14 protein-coding genes are annotated in these 17,776 nt (G+C 33.1%); 10 read left to right on the top strand and 4 right to left on the bottom strand.

Translation table 11 applies throughout. From position 1 onward, the window contains the following. Nucleotides 1–36: 36 nt before the first annotated feature. The 3 genes from tamL (at nucleotide 37) to accD (ending at nucleotide 4,735) form a co-directional block, all read left to right on the top strand. Complete coding sequence (gene tamL, locus C8P67_RS15985) at nucleotides 37–2,664, top strand: translocation and assembly module lipoprotein TamL (protein ID WP_115814179.1); 2,628 nt, start codon at nucleotides 37–39, stop codon at nucleotides 2,662–2,664. Nucleotides 2,665–2,734: 70 nt separating this feature from the next. Further along, nucleotides 2,735–3,802 carry a class II fructose-bisphosphate aldolase gene (fbaA, locus tag C8P67_RS15990; RefSeq protein ID WP_115814180.1) on the top strand — a complete coding sequence of 356 codons (1,068 nt, stop codon included), beginning with the start codon at nucleotides 2,735–2,737 and terminating at the stop codon, nucleotides 3,800–3,802. 78 nt (nucleotides 3,803–3,880) lie between these two features. Further along, nucleotides 3,881–4,735, top strand: a complete 855-nt coding sequence (accD, locus tag C8P67_RS15995; RefSeq protein ID WP_115814181.1) for an acetyl-CoA carboxylase, carboxyltransferase subunit beta — start codon at nucleotides 3,881–3,883, stop codon at nucleotides 4,733–4,735. A gap of 67 nt (nucleotides 4,736–4,802) precedes the next feature. On the opposite strand, the gene C8P67_RS16000 is transcribed toward accD, so the two are convergent. Both C8P67_RS16000 and C8P67_RS16005 read right to left on the bottom strand, forming a co-directional pair. Next, nucleotides 4,803–5,687, bottom strand: a complete 885-nt coding sequence (locus C8P67_RS16000) for a cupin-like domain-containing protein (RefSeq protein ID WP_115814182.1) — start codon at nucleotides 5,685–5,687, stop codon at nucleotides 4,803–4,805. A gap of 101 nt (nucleotides 5,688–5,788) precedes the next feature. Next, nucleotides 5,789–7,036 (bottom strand): ABC transporter permease, encoded by a 1,248-nt coding sequence (locus C8P67_RS16005; protein ID WP_115814183.1) that lies wholly within the window; start codon nucleotides 7,034–7,036, stop codon nucleotides 5,789–5,791. A 166-nt stretch (nucleotides 7,037–7,202) separates the two neighbouring features. On the opposite strand from C8P67_RS16005, the gene purH reads away from it, so the two are divergent. Genes purH through rodA form a run of 6 tightly spaced genes read left to right on the top strand, consistent with a single transcriptional unit; the run spans nucleotide 7,203 to nucleotide 14,377 of the window. Next, a complete protein-coding gene (gene purH / locus C8P67_RS16010; protein ID WP_115814274.1) occupies nucleotides 7,203–8,729 on the top strand; it encodes a bifunctional phosphoribosylaminoimidazolecarboxamide formyltransferase/IMP cyclohydrolase in 1,527 nt (508 codons plus the stop codon). 54 nt (nucleotides 8,730–8,783) lie between these two features. Further along, entirely contained in the window at nucleotides 8,784–9,812 is a 1,029-nt protein-coding gene (locus C8P67_RS16015) for a rod shape-determining protein (RefSeq protein WP_115814184.1), read from the top strand. A 54-nt stretch (nucleotides 9,813–9,866) separates the two neighbouring features. Then, the gene (gene mreC / locus C8P67_RS16020) at nucleotides 9,867–10,694 is read left to right on the top strand and encodes a rod shape-determining protein MreC (protein WP_115814185.1); all 828 of its coding nucleotides are present in this window, start codon (nucleotides 9,867–9,869) and stop codon (nucleotides 10,692–10,694) included. Next, complete coding sequence (locus C8P67_RS16025) at nucleotides 10,687–11,193, top strand: rod shape-determining protein MreD (protein WP_115814186.1); 507 nt, start codon at nucleotides 10,687–10,689, stop codon at nucleotides 11,191–11,193. The genes mreC and C8P67_RS16025 overlap by 8 nt, the downstream gene beginning before the upstream one ends. Beyond that, on the top strand, nucleotides 11,190–13,127 hold the full coding sequence (mrdA, locus tag C8P67_RS16030; protein ID WP_115814187.1) for a penicillin-binding protein 2: 1,938 nt from the start codon (nucleotides 11,190–11,192) through the stop codon (nucleotides 13,125–13,127). Before C8P67_RS16025 ends, mrdA begins: the two co-directional genes overlap by 4 nt. Before the next feature lie 14 nt (nucleotides 13,128–13,141). Continuing rightward, complete coding sequence (gene rodA, locus C8P67_RS16035) at nucleotides 13,142–14,377, top strand: rod shape-determining protein RodA (RefSeq protein ID WP_115814188.1); 1,236 nt, start codon at nucleotides 13,142–13,144, stop codon at nucleotides 14,375–14,377. Between the two features lie 97 nt (nucleotides 14,378–14,474). Here rodA and C8P67_RS16040 read toward each other — a convergent pair whose 3' ends face one another. Both C8P67_RS16040 and metK read right to left on the bottom strand, forming a co-directional pair. Then, on the bottom strand, nucleotides 14,475–15,089 hold the full coding sequence (locus tag C8P67_RS16040; RefSeq protein WP_115814189.1) for a deoxynucleoside kinase: 615 nt from the start codon (nucleotides 15,087–15,089) through the stop codon (nucleotides 14,475–14,477). 283 nt (nucleotides 15,090–15,372) lie between these two features. Next, nucleotides 15,373–16,623 carry a methionine adenosyltransferase gene (gene metK, locus C8P67_RS16045; protein ID WP_115814190.1) on the bottom strand — a complete coding sequence of 417 codons (1,251 nt, stop codon included), beginning with the start codon at nucleotides 16,621–16,623 and terminating at the stop codon, nucleotides 15,373–15,375. 947 nt (nucleotides 16,624–17,570) lie between these two features. On the opposite strand from metK, the gene C8P67_RS16050 reads away from it, so the two are divergent. Continuing rightward, nucleotides 17,571–17,759 carry a hypothetical protein gene (locus tag C8P67_RS16050; RefSeq protein WP_115814191.1) on the top strand — a complete coding sequence of 63 codons (189 nt, stop codon included), beginning with the start codon at nucleotides 17,571–17,573 and terminating at the stop codon, nucleotides 17,757–17,759. The last annotated feature ends 17 nt before the right edge of the window (nucleotides 17,760–17,776 follow it).

Genomic DNA, 17,776 nt, shown 5'->3' on the forward strand with positions numbered 1-17,776 from the left:
ATTTTTGAATTAATATTTTATAACACGAATTCCCACATGAATAAATGTTTCTTTTCTTTAAAAAATAAAAATAGTTTTGCCAGCGATTTAAGGCAGTCTATAGTTTTTAAGAAGAAAAAGAATAGTGCAAAAATAGCAGTATTTATTCTAATTAGTTTGTTTTTCTATGCTTGTAATTCAGAAAAAAGAGTTCCTGCCAGAAAACAGCTCCTCGTTAAAAATGAAATTTTTGAGAACGATAAATTACTCAAAAATCAAACAATTTATGATCAATTGTACCAGCAGCCCAACAGCAGTATATTGGGGTACAGGCTTCTGTTGAATATTTATAATCAGGCTAATCCAAATCCGGATTCAACTTTCAATCTAAAATATTTAAATAATAAAAAGAAGTACGACAGAGAGGTTAAATGGCTGTCGGCAAAACAGGTAGAAGGACTTCGTAAATCTTTCTGGTATCTTGGAATTCATAATTTTTTAAAAGAAACTGGCGAGGTACCAGTAATTGCAGATACTTTAAAGTCAATAAAATCGTTAACACGATTAAAGAGCTATTATTTTAATAATGGCTATTTTGATATTAAAGCATCATATAAAATAGATTCACTGGGTCCCAAAAAAGCTCAGGCAAAATACTTTTTGACTACAGGGAATCCTTATTTTATCGATTCTGTAAAAACTAAAATCCGTACTCCTGCTTTAGATTCTCTTTACAAAAAAACAAAATCAGTATTGATTCCTGGAAATCAATATAAAACAGAAGATTTTGAAAATGAAAAAAACCATATTACAACCTATTTTAGAAACCATGGTGCTTATAGATTTCAATCCAATTACATCAATTTTGATATAGATACGATCAATAAAAAAAATAAGGCAACGGTAATTTTGAATGTTGAAAACTACTCTTTTCAAGAAAATGATTCTACTAAAAATGAGCCTTTTAAGATTTATAAAATTAGCGATATTAAAATTTTCACGGATTATTCAGTTGCAAATCATAATAAGCAGGTTAGGGATAGCGTGGCTTACAACAATATGACATTATATGGTTATCAAAAAATAAAATACAATCCGCACGCAATAACAGACGCGATATTTATTTCCAAAGGAGATGTGTTCAGTGATACAAAAACGGTTTTGTCTACCAGATATCTTAATAATTTAAGAACTTTTAATTATCCCACGATACAATATGAGGTTGACAAAAAAGACTCAACTGCCCAGTCACTAGTTGCCAAAGTTTATTTAACCCCGCGAAAGAAGTATAGTTTTGGTTATACATTAGATTTTACGCATTCCAATATAGAGGATTTTGGGATCACGGGAAGTATTACTGAAACGATACGGAATGTATTTAATGGCGCGGAAACATTGGAGCTTTCAGCTAGAGGAAATATTGGAGCTTCGAACGATATTGCTAATTCTAATGATAGTTTTTTCAACGTTTCAGAATATGGAGTTGATGCAAAACTAAACTTCCCTAGAGTTTTATTTCCAATCAAAACAGAAAAAATCATTCCCAAGAGTATGATTCCTTCTACTGTATTTAGTTTAGGTTTGTCTAAACAGACTAATATTGGATTGGACAAAGAAAATTTCACAGGATCTTTTTCGTACAATTGGACGCCAAAGAGGAATACTACAACCCGATTGGATATCTTAAACTTTCAGTTTGTCCGCAATTTAAATCCTAGTAATTATTTTAACGTTTATACTAGTTCGTATGACGCTTTAAATGATATTGCCAAAACGCATAATACAGAACCATCGTACGTTGATCCGGCAAGTGGAGATTTGATTATAGAAAGCGGAACGACAGCCTTTACAAATGACGTTTTAACACTCAAGACAGATTTAAGACCTGAAGATGAAGAATTTCAAAATGTTAGCAGTATTGAGCAGCAGAGAATAAGACTTTCAGATAATGATTTTATCTTGGCAACAAATTTTAATTTCACTAAAACGAGCAGAAGGGATCTGCAGGATAATGATTTTTATACTTTTAGAACAAAATTAGAATCGGCAGGAACGATATTGTCTGCAGTATCAGCAATTGGAAATATTCCTAAAAACCAGAATGGAAATTATGAGATTTTTAATTTGGAATATTCTGAATATATAAAAACAGAATTTGATTTTATTAAACACTGGAGTATTAGTAAATCTGGAATATTTGCCATGAGAACTTTTTTCGGTATTGCTATTCCATATGGAAATTCAAATACCATTCCGTTTTCAAAAAGTTACTTTGCTGGGGGGTCGAATGATAACAGGGCATGGCAGCCTTATAATCTGGGACCTGGAAGCAGTTCTTTCTCCAATGACTTTAATGAGGCCAATATGAAAATTGCTATTAGCGGTGAATATCGTTTTCCAATTGCGGGTAAATGGGGAGGAGCTCTTTTTGCAGATGCAGGAAATATTTGGAATGTACTTGATGCTGTGACTTATGAAGCGGCAAAATTTGATAGTATTGAAGACTTAAGCGAAATAGCCCTGGGTACGGGATTTGGTATTCGATACGATTTAAGTTTCTTCGTGATACGATTAGATTTAGGATTTAAAACCTACAATCCAGCCAAGGAAATAGGAGAAAGATGGTTTACGCAATACAACTTCGCAAACGTTGTATATAATTTTGGTATCAATTACCCTTTTTAAGTGCTATTTTATTCTTATTTTTGCAAATTATAATCTAAAAACTAAAAAAAACAATTAAAAGAAAATTACAATGGCACACAATATTAAACCCGGAGTAGCTACAGGCGATCAAGTACAAGAAATATTTAACTATGCAAAAGAAAAAGGTTTTGCACTTCCAGCTGTAAATGTTATTGGATCTGATACAATAAATGGAGTACTAGAAACTGCTGCTAAATTAAACGCACCAGTTATTATCCAATTTTCAAACGGAGGAGCACAATTTAATGCTGGAAAAGGACTTTCTAATGCTGGAGAAAAAGCAGCTATTGCTGGTGGTATTGCAGGAGCAAAGCACATTCATACATTAGCAGAAGCATACGGAGCTACTGTTATCTTACATACTGACCACTGTGCTAAAAAGTTACTGCCTTGGATTGACGGATTATTAGATGCTTCAGAAGAGCACTTTGCTGCAACTGGTAAACCTTTATTCTCTTCTCACATGATTGATTTATCTGAAGAGCCTATCGAAGAAAACATCGAAATCTGTAAAGGGTATTTAGAAAGAATGAGTAAAATGGGAATGACTCTAGAAATCGAACTTGGAATCACTGGTGGTGAAGAAGATGGTGTAGATAACTCTGATGTAGACAGCTCAAAATTATACACACAGCCAGAAGAAGTTGCTTTTGCTTACGAAGAATTATCAAAAGTGAGCCCAAAATTCACAATTGCAGCTGCTTTTGGAAACGTTCACGGTGTTTACAAACCAGGAAACGTAAAATTAACTCCAAAAATCTTAAAAAACTCTCAGGATTTTGTGCAGGCTAAATTCAACACAGGAAATAATCCAGTTGATTTTGTTTTCCACGGAGGATCAGGTTCTACATTAGAAGAAATAAGAGAAGGAATCAGCTACGGTGTAGTAAAAATGAATATCGATACCGATTTGCAGTTTGCATTTACTGAAGGTATCCGTGATTTTATGGTTAACAACATTGAGTACCTTAAAACTCAAATTGGTAACCCAACTGGTGCTGATTCACCAAACAAAAAATTCTACGATCCAAGAAAATGGTTGCGTGAAGGTGAATCAACTTTCAATGCAAGACTTGAGCAGGCATTTGCTGACTTAAACAACGTGAATACACTGTAAATTCAATTCCAAAATTCCCAATTATGAATTACGGGTTTAACTCGTAATTCATAATTTATAATTCATAATTACAAAAAGATGGCTTGGTTTAAAAGAAAAGAAAAAGGAATCACTACGGCTACCGAAGACAAAATGGATATTCCAAAAGGACTTTGGTACAAATCACCTACAGGGAAAATTATTGATGCTGATGAATTGGCTCGTAATTTATTTGTAAGTCCCGAAGATGGTTTCCATGTTAGAATTGGAAGTGAAGCTTATTTTGATATTTTATTTGACAATAATGAATTTGTTGAATTAGACAAAAACATGACATCCAAAGATCCTTTGCAGTTTGTTGATACAAAAAAATATGCAGACCGATTGAAAGAAGTGATGGAAAAAACAAAACTTAAAGACGCTGTACGTACTGGTGTTGGTAAATCCAAAGGAAGAGAAGTAGTTATCTGCTGTATGGATTTTGCCTTTATCGGCGGATCGATGGGAGCTGTTGTTGGAGAAAAAATTGCAAGAGGAATTGATTTTGCAATCAAAAACAGACTGCCTTTTGTGATGATATCAAAGTCAGGAGGAGCTAGAATGATGGAAGCTGCTTATTCTTTAATGCAATTAGCTAAGACATCTGTAAAACTAGCGCAGCTTTCAGAGGCAAAACTTCCTTACATTTCGCTTTGTACTGATCCAACAACGGGTGGAACTACCGCTTCATATGCTATGTTAGGAGATATTAATATTTCTGAACCAGGTGCATTAATTGGATTTGCCGGGCCTCGTGTTGTTAGAGATACTACTGGTAAAGATTTGCCAGAAGGATTTCAAACCGCAGAGTTTTTGCTTGAACATGGTTTCTTAGATTTTATTACACCAAGAAAAGAATTGAAAGACAAGATTAATTTATATCTTGATTTAATTCAAAACAATCCTATTAGATAAAAAAAATCCCGAGCAATCGGGATTTTTTTTGTTTTTAGTTTTCTAAAGAAAAATTTATTATGATTTTTTAATTTCTTGGCTTTCCCTTTTTCAATTCTCTCTCGGCTATTTTAAATACGAGTTTCTCTCTCCATTTGGCATAACGCGCTTTAAAGACTACTTTTATAGCGCTGTCAACCGCACCGTGCATAAATAAACTCCAAACACTTGCCACTTTCCTTGTGATAGATCTGTCCCATGCACGAAGTGTTAAAGAAAAAGAACCGTCAATATAACGCATCCAATGCCACATTCCTGTCGGCATGAACAAAGTATCTCCATGTTCTAGAAAAACTTCATAACCTTCGACTCCTTTTAAGGCTGGGAATTTTTTGAAATCGGGATTGGCAACATCATAATCTTCCAGTGCATAGGTGGTGTTGGGTAGACAGTAAAGTCGTTTTTTCCATTTATTGTCAAATAATATAATGTGTTTTCTGCCTCCAAAATGAGTGTGGAAAAGGTGTGGCAGATCAATGTCGTAATGTAAAAAAGTAATTGCTTTGGATCCTCCAAAAAACATGGCCGGCATGCTTTCTATAAAACCGCCCATTAAATCTTTGGGTACTTTAACATCATTGACTAATTCAGGTCTGTGTTTGAAAAGATTAAAGAAAAAAATACGCAGTTCCGTAGGTTCTCTTTTTATTAAATCCAAATATTCGCCAAATTTCATGCTGGCAATAGATGCATTAATCACTTTAGTAGGGTCGGCTTTAGAATTGTCTACCAGCTTAACTTCTATATCACCAGCTATTTCTTTGAAATACTCTGTTGACCATTTTGTGCGAGCAGGCCAATCATTTGTTAGTCCTTTTATAATTAAGGGCTTTCTTTTATCTAAATAGTTTTTTTTAAAATCCTCTCTGGTAATAGAGTCAACTGTGTCTACATTTTTTAAAATAAAGCTCATTTATAACAGTTTAATAATTGGATGTTTATCCAAAACTAGTTAAATATTTATAGGCTTCCAAATTTACATTAAAATAACAATCACACAATATTGACGATAAACTACATTCCTGTTCTTATAGCTTCAACCGGATCCAGATTAGAGGCGGTAATTGCGGGAATAATGCCAGATATAATCCCAACAAGAATTGACAATCCAGAGCCTATTATAATGTTCCAAAAACTTAAAACAAATTCAAAATCTAAGACATTTGTTAGTACTATAGATATAATCCAAACCATAAATAGGCCTATTAATCCGCCGATTACACAAAGAATAATAGCTTCAAATAAAAATTGAAATAATATAAAGCGGTTTTTAGCGCCTAATGATTTTTGGATTCCAATTAAATTAGTTCTTTCTTTTACAGAAACGAACATTATGTTAGCAACACCGAATCCTCCTACCAAAAAAGAGAAGAAACTTATAAAGATTCCTCCAATACGCAAAGATCCCAAAACTTCATCTATAATGTTTAAAAACCCAGCAAAAACATTAATGAAAAAGTTGTCAATTTCTCCCGCTTTCACTCCTCTGAAATTTCTAAGTTTTTGCGAAATTTCACTTTTATACTCTTCCATATCCACTCCTTTTTCGGGTTTGAATATTATAACATTTGTTAAATTCGGATTGTTATCACCATACATTTTTCGAATAAAATTAACGGGAATAAATGCTGCCGAGTCGTTGCTTCCTCCAAAAGTAGATCCTTCTTTTTTCAAAACCCCTATGACAGTAAACCGCTGACCGTACAGTCTGATGTTTTTTCCAATAGGCTCCGTGTCTTCAAAAAGTGATTTTGCAATTTCATCTCCTAAAACGATTACTGGTGCCCCCGAATTAGCTTCAGACTCATTGTAAAATCTTCCTTCTTCAAATGTTAGTCCTTCAATGTCAATAAATTCATGGGAAACTGGCATTATCTGAACATCACTTACAATGTTGGCTCCGTATTTTATAGATTCATTTCTAGTAAATATTCGGTAGCCCAATTCATCAGTATGCGTCATGGCATCTTTCAAATAAATATATTCGGAATATTTTACGTTAGGGAATTGTTCTCTTTTCCACTGCGGAATATCCGAAGGACCAAATGGGAATTTTAGTAAATAAATAGTGTTTTTATCCATACTGCTCAAATCTTTGGATATTTTTTTGTCCAAAGAATCAACTGCGGCAAGCACAGCTATTATAGAGAATATACCAATCGTTACACCCAATAAAGAAAGAAATGTTCTTAATTTATTGCTTCGCAAAGCATTCATAGCAAAGCCAAAACTCTCTTTTAATAATCGCAGGTAAACTAACATGTTTTTTAAATTTGTATTACTAGTAAACTTCTATCTTTTTCTCCCAAAAATCAAAAAAAATACATTTAACAATAGGTATGATATTTTAAGAGATTGTTACATCTTTTTTATTGAATTATATAATCAAAAAAAACTACTTTTGCACTTTAAAAACTATAACTACGCAATGAGCACAACAAAAACAATCCAATCAGCATTAATTTCAGTCTTTTCAAAAGATGGTCTTGAGCCAATTGTTAGAAAATTACACGAACAAAATGTGACTTTTTATTCTACTGGAGGCACTGAAGAATTCATTAAAAATTTAGGCATTCCTGTAATTCCTGTTGAAGATGTTACTTCTTATCCATCAATTCTTGGAGGAAGAGTAAAAACATTGCATCCAAAAGTTTTTGGTGGTATTCTAAATCGTCAAGATAACGAAAGCGATGTACAGCAAATGAAGGAATATGAGATTCCGCAGATTGATTTGGTGATTGTTGATTTATACCCATTTGAAAAAACAGTTGCTTCTGGAGCAAGTGAAGAAGATATTATCGAAAAAATAGATATTGGCGGAATTTCGTTAATTCGCGCTGCCGCAAAAAACTTTAAAGACACTGTAATTGTTTCTTCTATGGATCAATATGGTTTGTTTTTAGATTTGATTTCTGCTCAAAACGGTGCTACAACATTGGCCGACAGAAAATTATTGGCTACTAAAGCATTTCATGTTTCTTCACATTATGATGGTGCAATCTTTAACTATTTTAGCACTGATGAGACTATCTATAAAGCAAGTATAGAAAACGGGCAAGTATTGAGATATGGAGAAAATCCACACCAAAAAGGATTCTATTTTGGTGATTTTGAAGCAATGTTCACTAAGGTTCACGGAAAAGAATTGTCATATAATAACTTACTTGATGTAGATGCTGCCGTGAATTTAATTCATGAATTCAAAAATGACGGTCCAACATTTGCTATTTTAAAGCATAATAACGCTTGCGGATTGGCAACAAGAAGCACGATTTGCGAAGCTTATAATGTAGCTTTGGCTTGTGATCCAACTTCTGCTTTTGGCGGTGTATTAATTTCGAACACAACTATTGATGTTGCTACGGCTAATGAAATAAACAAATTGTTCTGCGAAGTAGTTATCGCACCGTCTTATGATGCTGAAGCAATTGCTATTTTACAGGAAAAGAAAAATAGAATTATTTTAATTCAAAATGAAGTCGAATTGCCTCAAAAACAAGTAAGAACATGCTTGAACGGATTGTTGATTCAAGAAAGAAACAATATCACCGATACTAAAGCTGACTTAAAAACCGTTACAACAACAGCACCTACAGCGCAAGAAATTGACGATTTGATTTTTGCTTCCAAAGTGTGTAAGAATACCAAATCAAACACCATTGTTTTTGCTAAAAATGGAACTTTGATTTCTTCTGGGACAGGACAGACTTCAAGAGTAGATGCATTATTACAAGCTATCGAAAAGGCTAATGCTTTTGGATTTAGTCTAGAAGGAGCTTCTATGGCAAGTGATGCTTTTTTCCCTTTTCCAGACTGTGTAGAATTAGCTAAAAAGGCTGGGATAACAGCTGTAATTCAGCCAGGTGGATCAATCAAAGACGAATTGAGTATCAATTACTGCAACGAAAACAATCTTGCAATGGTATTTACAGGAACACGTCATTTTAAACATTAATTTGTTTAACTTTGTGCGTAATTTATTTATAACTTTTTAACCCTTAAAAGGCATATGGGATTTTTTGATTTCATGACCGAGGATATTGCGATAGACCTTGGTACAGCAAACACTTTAATCATTCACAATGACAAAGTCGTAATTGACAGTCCGTCTATAGTTGCGCGTGATAGAATATCAGGCAAAATTATTGCAGTTGGTAAGGAAGCCAATATGATGCAGGGGAAGACGCATGAAAACATTAAAACTATCAGGCCTTTAAAAGATGGTGTAATTGCTGATTTTGATGCTTCTGAGAAAATGATAAATATGTTTATCAAAAGCATTCCGGCATTGAAAAAAAGAATGTTTACCCCCGCTTTAAGAATGGTTGTTTGTATTCCTTCTGGGATTACAGAAGTGGAGATGAGAGCGGTAAAAGAATCTTGTGAAAGAGTAAACGGAAAAGAAGTATACTTGATTCATGAGCCTATGGCAGCTGCTATTGGTATTGGAATCGATATCATGCAGCCAAAAGGGAACATGATTGTGGATATAGGTGGTGGAACAACAGAAATTGCTGTAATTGCATTAGGCGGAATCGTTTGTGATAAATCAGTCAAAATTGCAGGTGACGTATTTACTAATGATATTGTTTACTACATGCGTACGCAGCACAACTTATTTGTTGGGGAAAGTACCGCTGAAAAAATAAAAATTCAAATTGGTGCTGCTATCGAGAACTTAGAGACTCCTCCAGAGGATATGTCTGTTCAAGGAAGAGATTTGCTGACAGGAAAGCCAAAACAAGTAGAAGTATCTTATAGAGAAATTGCAAAAGCATTGGATAAATCAATTCAGCGAATTGAAGATGCTGTAATGGAAACTTTATCGCAGACTCCTCCAGAATTAGCTGCTGATATTTACAATACGGGTATCTATCTTGCTGGTGGTGGGTCTATGTTAAGAGGTCTTGATAAAAGAATCTCTCAAAAAACAGATTTACCAGTTTATATTGCAGAAGATCCATTAAGAGCGGTTGTAAGAGGAACTGGAATGGCTCTTAAAAACATTACAAAATTTAAAAACATATTAATTAAGTAGCATTCGGGTTAACTGAAACTTATAATTATTTATCATTTATTATACCGTTAAAAAATGCAGCAAATATTTTCATTTATTATAAAAAACAGTAATCGAATACTGTTTTTGCTGCTTTTGGGTATTTCGTTATCCCTTACTATACAATCCCATTCTTTTCATAGAAGCAAAATAATTAGTTCTGCCAATTTTTTAAGCGGTGGTGTATATGAAAGAATAAATTCTGTAGAAGAATATTTAAATCTTCGGGAACAAAATGATCAGTTAGCACTGGAAAATGCTAATTTGAAAAGTCTGCTGTTTAAAATTAAAGATTCTGCCGATATTCCAAATTTAGATAGTCTCAAAGGGGTCTTGCCAAAAGACATCGTCGTTTCTAAAGTAATTCATAATTCATTCAATGTATATGAGAATTTCTTAACTTTAAATTCTGGTGCTAAATCGGGAGTTAGACCTGATATGGGGGTAATAAATAGTTTAGGAATTGTTGGTATCATCGATAATGTTTCTGAGAATTATTCTACAGTGATAAGTATATTAAATACAAAATCACAAATAAACGCAAAGATTAAAAATTCAGACCATTTTGGAACTTTAAATTGGGATGGTAAAAATGCTGGTATAGTACAATTGATAGACGTTCCGAGGCTTGCTAGTATTAGAACAGGAGATACAATCGTAACCGGTGGTCAGTCAGTTATTTTTCCTGAAAACATTGGAATTGGAACAATTGACAAAATATTTATTCCAAGTGATAAAAATCATTACTACAAAATAAATGTAAAATTATTTAATGACATGACCAATTTAGGACATGTTTACATAATAAAAACTGAAAACAGCGAAGAAATTAAAAATTTAGAAAACCAAAGAAAAGATGAATAGCACGTTGTTGGTGAATATTTTTCGTTTTGTGTTCTTACTAGCTTTACAAATTTTAGTTTTTAATAAAATGAATTTTGGAGGTTATGTAAGTGCGTTTCCTTATATTCTTTTTATCATTCTTTACCCTGTAAATGGGAATAAAGCCAATCTTCTTATCGCCAGTTTTTTTTTAGGCTTGATTATGGATTTATTTTGTAACTCTGGTGGTGTTCATGCTGCTGCCTGTGTTCTTTTGGCTTATTTTAGACCCGCTTTTTTTAAATTTTCATTTGGACTTAGTTATGAGTATCAAACAATCAAACTAAATGATGTTTTGACACCAGAGCGGTTTACTTTTATCTTATTATCAGTTATCACCCATAATGTTACATTGTTTCTGTTAGAATCTTTTGAGATTTCTTTCCTATTAGATGTTTTAATTCGAACTGTTTTAAGTACACTCTTTACAATGTTAATTTGTATTATCTTAATTTATCTTATAAAGCCAAATAAACGATGAGAAAAGCCTTATTACCAGCTTTAATTATTATTGGTGCATCTTTGTTAATTATACGTGTCTTTTATTTGCAGATTATTGACGATTCGTTTAAACTGAAATCAGAAAATAATGCCATAAAAATCAAATATGATTATCCAGAGAGGGGTTATATTTATGATAGAAATGGTGTTTTATTAGTAGCCAATCAGCCTTCTTATGATATCATGGTTATACCAAGGGAATTAAATAAGACGGATACTCTTGAGTTTTGTAAGCTATTGAATATTACCAAAGATGATTTTATCAAGAGAATAGAAAAAGCCAAAGTATACAGCCCTAGATTGCCTTCTGTGTTTTTGGCACAATTAAATAAGACTGAGTTTGCTGCTTTTCAGGAAAAAATAAGAAAATTCGAAGGGTTTTATTTTCAAAAGCGTTCTTTGCGTGATTATGAGGTGAATTTCGGAGCCAATATTTTTGGATCTATTAATCAGGTTAATGATAAGCAAATTGAAAAAAATCATTATTACAAGAGTGGAGATTTAATTGGGGTACAAGGGGTCGAGGAAAGCTACGAAGAAGTTCTTCGTGGAATTAAAGGTGTCAAATATTTTCAAAAAGATAAATTTAATAGGGAAATAGGATCCTATAAAGAAGGGAAGTTTGATACAATTGCAAGACCAGGTGAGGATATAGATCTTACCATTGATGCTGAGATTCAAAAATATGGTGAGCAGCTAATGATAAATAAGCGCGGAGGAATAGTTGCTATAGAGCCACAAACTGGAGAAATTTTAGCGCTTGTTACAGCTCCTTCATATGATCCTGGAATTTTAGTAGGCAGACAGCGTTCTAAGAATTATACAAAATTATATCGTGACTCCATTGCAAAACCACTTTATGACAGAGGACTGTTGGCAGAATATCCACCAGGTTCTCCTTTTAAAATCATGACAGGTCTTGTTGGACTGCAAGAAGGAGTAGTTGAAGAAGAAACTAAATTTGTGTGTAATCATGGTTTTTATTATGCTCCCGGCCGCTTTCAGCGTTGTCATTGCGGTGGCGGTGTATTAGATCTTCATGTAGGTATTTATAAATCATGTAACGCATATTTTTCGAATGTATATTTGAAGACTATGGGTAAATATAAAAGTACTCCTTATTCTGTGGATGTATGGAGTAACCATATTAAAAGTTTTGGACTGGGTGAGTTTATGGGATATGATTTGCCTACAGGAAGAAGAGGAAAGATTCCGACTTCTAAAACCTATAAAAGAATGTATCCAGGATGGGGTTATAGCGGTAAAACGATTATTTCTAATGCTATCGGTCAAGGGGAAGTATTGGTGACTCCTATCCAATTAGCCAATATGATGGCGACTGTGTCCAATCACGGGTATTATTACACTCCTCATATCATTAAAAAAATAAAAGGAGAAAAAATAGATGCCAAATTTACTACTAAGCACGTAACAACTATTGATGAAAAATATTTCCCTCCAATGATTAGCGGATTATTTGATGTTTACAATAGAGGTACTGCCTATGGATTACGTGTAGAAGGAATTGATATCTGCGGAAAAACAGGAACAGCCGAAAATTTCGCTAAAATTGGAGGCAAAAGAGTGCAGCTAAAAGACCACTCTATTTTTGTAGCTTTTGCTCCAAAAGACAATCCAAAAATAGCTATAGCAGTATTGGTAGAAAATGGTGGTTTCGGAGCAACAATTGCAGGACCTATTGCCAGTTTGATGATTGAAAAATATCTTAGAAAAAAAATCACAAGAACTGATTTAGAAACTCGTGTGTTAAATACAAGTTTACAGAGCAGATATGCAATTTTGGGCGGACTTTCAGAAGAGGTGAAAAAAGAATTAAGAATAAAGGATTCTATTGCTCAAAGCAAAGTAAAAGCTGCGATGCAAAAAAAAATTGACACAACCAAAACTAAATAATACATTCATATCAGATGAAAAATCAAAGTTTATCAAGCAATATTGATTGGATATGTGTCATTATCTACATTGCCCTAGTGGTTTTAGGCTGGTTAAATATATACTCTTCTTCTTTGTCCTCAACCGATGGCACCTACGAAAAACAAGCCATATTTATTGCTTTGGCAGTTCCTATGATTTTTGTTTTACTGTATATAGACGGTAAATTTTATGAAAAATATGCCAGTATCATTTTTGTTGTTTCTCTGATTTCTCTGGCTGGACTATTCGTTTTTGGAAAAACGATTGCAGGTCAGCGGTGCTGGTATGGTTTTGGAAGTTTTACATTGCAGCCATCTGAATTTGCTAAAGCTGCTACCTCATTGGCAATTGCAAAATATCTCAGTGATACTCAGATAAATTTAAAAGAAGTTAACAGACAGGTACAGGCATTAGCTATTGTTTTTTTGCCGGTGATGCTTATTTTGCCACAGCCTGACCCAGGAAGTGCTTTGATTTACAGTGTTTTTATTATTGTTTTATTTAGAGAAGGATTACCGTCTTGGTATGTATGGACTGGATTTATAACGATTGTATTGTTTATGCTGACGTTGATATTAGAACCCCAATATGTAATTTTAATATCGCTTTTGGTTATTGTTCTAATTCATTATAAGTCAAGATTAGCTGATAGAAATATTGTATTGAGCGGTATATTATTTGCTGTTATTTCAGGTTTTGTCTTATCTGTAAATTATGTTTTTACAAATGTTTTTAAGCAGCACCACCGAGACCGATTTAATATATTGTTAGGCAAGGAAGTCGATATGAAAGGTATTGGATATAATACAAATCAATCTGAAATTGCTGTTGGATCTGGAGGCTGGCTTGGCAAAGGTTTTCTAGAAGGAACCCAGACAAAAGGTGGTTTTGTGCCCGAACAGCATACTGATTATATTTTTACTACGGTTGGAGAAGAATGGGGATTTGTTGGTTCTTTAGTTGTAATTGGTCTTTTTGCAGCATTATTGCTGAGGGTTATTTATTTGGCAGAAAGACAAAAAACGAAGTTTAGCAGAGTATATGGTTATTGTGTTGCAGGCATTTTATTTATTCACTTTTTTGTAAATATTGCAATGGTTATTGGAATTTTTCCAACCATTGGTGTGCCTTTGCCTTTCTTTTCATACGGGGGATCCGGGCTCTGGGGATTCACAATTTTATTGTTTATCTTTATTAAAATGGATGCTAATAAGGTGAACGAATGGTAGTTTTTAAAAAATAATCTAAAATTGTTTTGTAATATAGCTCAAAAAAAATGCCTCGAATTATTTATCGAGGCATTTTTTTTGAGATTAAGTCAAGGTTTTAAAATAATCCATTTAATTCAGCATCGATACGATTGATGATAGTCCCTAGATCTTCTGGGTTGTCTACAAAATTAATATTGTCAACATCAATGATCATAATTTTTCCTTTGTTATAGGTTTGAACCCATGCTTCATAACGCTCATTAAGACGGCTTAAATAATCGATAGAAATAGTATTCTCATATTCGCGTCCGCGTTTATGAATTTGTCCTACTAAGTTAGGTATAGAACTTCTCAGGTAGATTAATAGATCTGGTGCTTTGACAAGAGATTCCATTAATTCAAAAAGAGAAGAATAGTTTTCAAAATCACGGTTTGTCATCAATCCCATAGCATAAAGGTTGGGAGCAAAAATATGAGCATCTTCATAGATAGTTCTATCCTGAATAATTTTTTTACCGCTTTCTCTGATTTGCATTATCTGACGGAAACGGCTGTTCAAAAAATAGATTTGTAAATTAAAGGACCAGCGTTCCATCTGATGGTAAAAATCATCAAGATATGGATTGTCTACTACTTCTTCAAAATGGGGTTCCCATTTAAAATGTTTGGCTAACAGACGGGTTAATGTTGTTTTTCCTGAGCCTATGTTTCCTGCTATAGCTATGTGCATTATAGTGTTGCGATTTTATAATTTCTAATTTCTAAGATTGTAAAAATAGCTAAAATTTAGATTTAGCAAAGGTATTTAACTAATGATTTTAGAAATATAAATTCAATATTTAACTCTTTATAAAACAGTAAATAACGTGTTTTGATTTTAGCACGAATCAGAACTCTTTTTTATGAAATAGTTATGATGCGTTTATGCTTGATATTTTTGGATAAAAAAATCTAACATAAAAAAAACCATTCGGGATTCGAATGGTTTTTTATAAAATATCAATTTAGATTTTTTACAATCCAAAAGCTGTTTTCACCTGATCAACAAAATCTAATTTTTCCCAAGTAAATAAGTCAACAGTAACAGTTTTAGTTAATCCGCCTGGAGCAGAGAAGGTTTTAGCTACAGTTTCTGGCGTACGGCCCATATGTCCGTAAGCGGCAGTTTCGCTATAAATTGGATTTCTTAATTTTAATCTTTGTTCGATGAAGTAAGGACGCATATCAAAAATAGCTTCAACTTTTTTGGCAATTTCGCCATTAGTTAAGTTTACTTTAGATGTCCCGTAAGTTTCGATAAAAATACCCATTGGTTTTGCAACTCCAATTGCATACGAAACTTGTACCAAAATCTCATCAGCAACACCTGCTGCGACAAGATTTTTAGCGATGTGACGTGTAGCATAAGCAGCACTTCTGTCTACTTTACTTGGGTCTTTTCCAGAGAAAGCACCACCACCGTGAGCTCCTTTTCCTCCGTAAGTATCAACAATAATTTTTCTTCCGGTCAAACCAGTATCTCCGTGAGGTCCTCCAATAACGAATTTTCCAGTTGGGTTGATATGGTATTGGATTTTATCATTGAATAAATGTGCGTGTTCAGGATTTTTTGCAATAATTCTTGGAATCAATATTTCGATGATGTCTTTTTTGATTTTTGCAAGCATTGTTGCTTCTTCATCAAAATCATCATGCTGCGTAGAAATTACGATAGCATCAATACGTGTAGGTTTGTTATCATCACTGTATTCTAAAGTAACCTGAGATTTCGCATCAGGACGCAAATAAGTGATTTCGTTATTTTCGCGTCTTAGAATTGCTAATTCCTGTAATAATTTATGAGACAAATCAAGTGCCAATGGCATGTAATTTTCAGTTTCATTAGTTGCGTAACCAAACATCATTCCTTGATCTCCAGCACCTTGTTCTTCTTTGCTTGCTCTGTCAACACCTTGATTAATATCTGCAGATTGTTCGTGAATTGCCGAAAGAATACCGCAAGAGTTTGCTTCAAACATATATTCACTTTTTGTATAACCAATTTTGCGGATTACTTCACGCGCAATTTGTTGTACATCTAAGTATGTATTCGACTTTACTTCTCCTGCCAAGATTACCTGGCCAGTAGTTACTAACGTCTCACAAGCTACTTTTGAGTCAGCATCAAATGCCAAAAAGTTATCAATTAATGCATCCGAAATTTGATCTGCAACTTTGTCTGGGTGTCCCTCACTTACAGATTCTGACGTAAATAAATAAGCCATAATAATTATAAATTTTTAAAATTAATCGAGAAAAAATAATTGCTGGAAATGCTAAAGGAGAGTTTCTGCTTTAGCATTTTTTATACTGAAAATTTTTCAGCACTCATAATGAAGTTTGTTCATTATGAAGAGGTTGCAATCAGTTCAAATTTTTCCTCTTATATTCGGGTGCAAAGGTATGAAACCATTTTGAATTCCAAATTATTCTTTAACTTTTTTTAATTAAATAAGTGGATTTTAACATATTCTAGTAGTTCTATAGAATTTAAAAAAAATATTTTCTAATGGCTGATTAAAAAATAGTTTAGGCTACTACATAAAAAAAATAGAATCAAAAATGAAATTGATGTGTACAAATATATTTTGTATGATGCTGGAAGCTTTCGCAAAGCGACCTAAAAAATAGGGCCTATTTTAAATCTGGGAAATAAACCAATTAAAGAGTATGGTCTTTTGATAGTAATAAATAGAGTAGTAATTACGAGACTTACAAGTTATGGCTTCAGCTAAAAAATTAAAAATGATTGCAAAAGATTGTTTTAGGTGTCAGTATTTCAAATTTAATATAAAAAATAATTTTTAAAGATAAAGCTTCTTAAGTCTTGAATTTAAAGAGTTTGTTAAGTGATTTTGATAAAATTTTTAAAACAAATTTCTTTTTTAAATGTTAAAAAATGTATTTTTTTTTGGTAGATTGAAAATACTTACTACATTTACTCTATCAAATTAGTAGAATTAAAAAATCAAACGATTTTCAATTAAAAACAAATTATAATATGAAAACAATAGCTGATAAAATAAGGATGTGTTGTATGATGCGAAATTGCCTTCCTGCCTGCTGTTGCCAAAAGTGAAAGATGAATCTTTTTTATAGTTAAAAAACTGTAAACCCTTTTGGCCAGCTAGTTAAAAGGGTTTTTTATTCCACACTTTTAGAAATTATAATTATGAAAACATTAGATAAAAATTCGAAAGCAATACAGTCTTTATTAAAAACAGATTTTCGAAAAACCGTCAGCGTTCTAGAGGACATTCCAATAGAAGTTAATCAGCAAAATGAAGAGCTGTATTTAACAGGCCACGAATCATTACTATTTCGAATGTATGATTTGGAAGAAGAAGACCTTTTTATATAAAAATAAAGCAATACCAA

This window comes from Flavobacterium aquicola (genome assembly GCF_003385115.1).
Taxonomy (GTDB): Bacteria; Bacteroidota; Bacteroidia; order Flavobacteriales; family Flavobacteriaceae; genus Flavobacterium; species Flavobacterium aquicola.

Bases quoted from the DNA above. Each gene is read 5' to 3' on its own strand.
- C8P67_RS16040 (WP_115814189.1), bottom strand. From the start codon at position 15,089: ATGCACATAGCTATAGCAGGAAACATAGGCTCAGGAAAAACAACATTA.
- fbaA (WP_115814180.1), top strand. From the start codon at position 2,735: ATGGCACACAATATTAAACCCGGAGTAGCTACAGGCGATCAAGTACAA.
- metK (WP_115814190.1), bottom strand. From the start codon at position 16,623: ATGGCTTATTTATTTACGTCAGAATCTGTAAGTGAGGGACACCCAGAC.
- C8P67_RS16005 (WP_115814183.1), bottom strand. From the start codon at position 7,036: ATGTTAGTTTACCTGCGATTATTAAAAGAGAGTTTTGGCTTTGCTATG.
- C8P67_RS16000 (WP_115814182.1), bottom strand. From the start codon at position 5,687: ATGAGCTTTATTTTAAAAAATGTAGACACAGTTGACTCTATTACCAGA.
- C8P67_RS16025 (WP_115814186.1), top strand. From the start codon at position 10,687: ATGAATAGCACGTTGTTGGTGAATATTTTTCGTTTTGTGTTCTTACTA.
- C8P67_RS16050 (WP_115814191.1), top strand. From the start codon at position 17,571: ATGAAAACATTAGATAAAAATTCGAAAGCAATACAGTCTTTATTAAAA.
- rodA (WP_115814188.1), top strand. From the start codon at position 13,142: ATGAAAAATCAAAGTTTATCAAGCAATATTGATTGGATATGTGTCATT.
- C8P67_RS16015 (WP_115814184.1), top strand. From the start codon at position 8,784: ATGGGATTTTTTGATTTCATGACCGAGGATATTGCGATAGACCTTGGT.
- mrdA (WP_115814187.1), top strand. From the start codon at position 11,190: ATGAGAAAAGCCTTATTACCAGCTTTAATTATTATTGGTGCATCTTTG.
- accD (WP_115814181.1), top strand. From the start codon at position 3,881: ATGGCTTGGTTTAAAAGAAAAGAAAAAGGAATCACTACGGCTACCGAA.
- purH (WP_115814274.1), top strand. From the start codon at position 7,203: ATGAGCACAACAAAAACAATCCAATCAGCATTAATTTCAGTCTTTTCA.
- mreC (WP_115814185.1), top strand. From the start codon at position 9,867: ATGCAGCAAATATTTTCATTTATTATAAAAAACAGTAATCGAATACTG.
- tamL (WP_115814179.1), top strand. From the start codon at position 37: ATGAATAAATGTTTCTTTTCTTTAAAAAATAAAAATAGTTTTGCCAGC.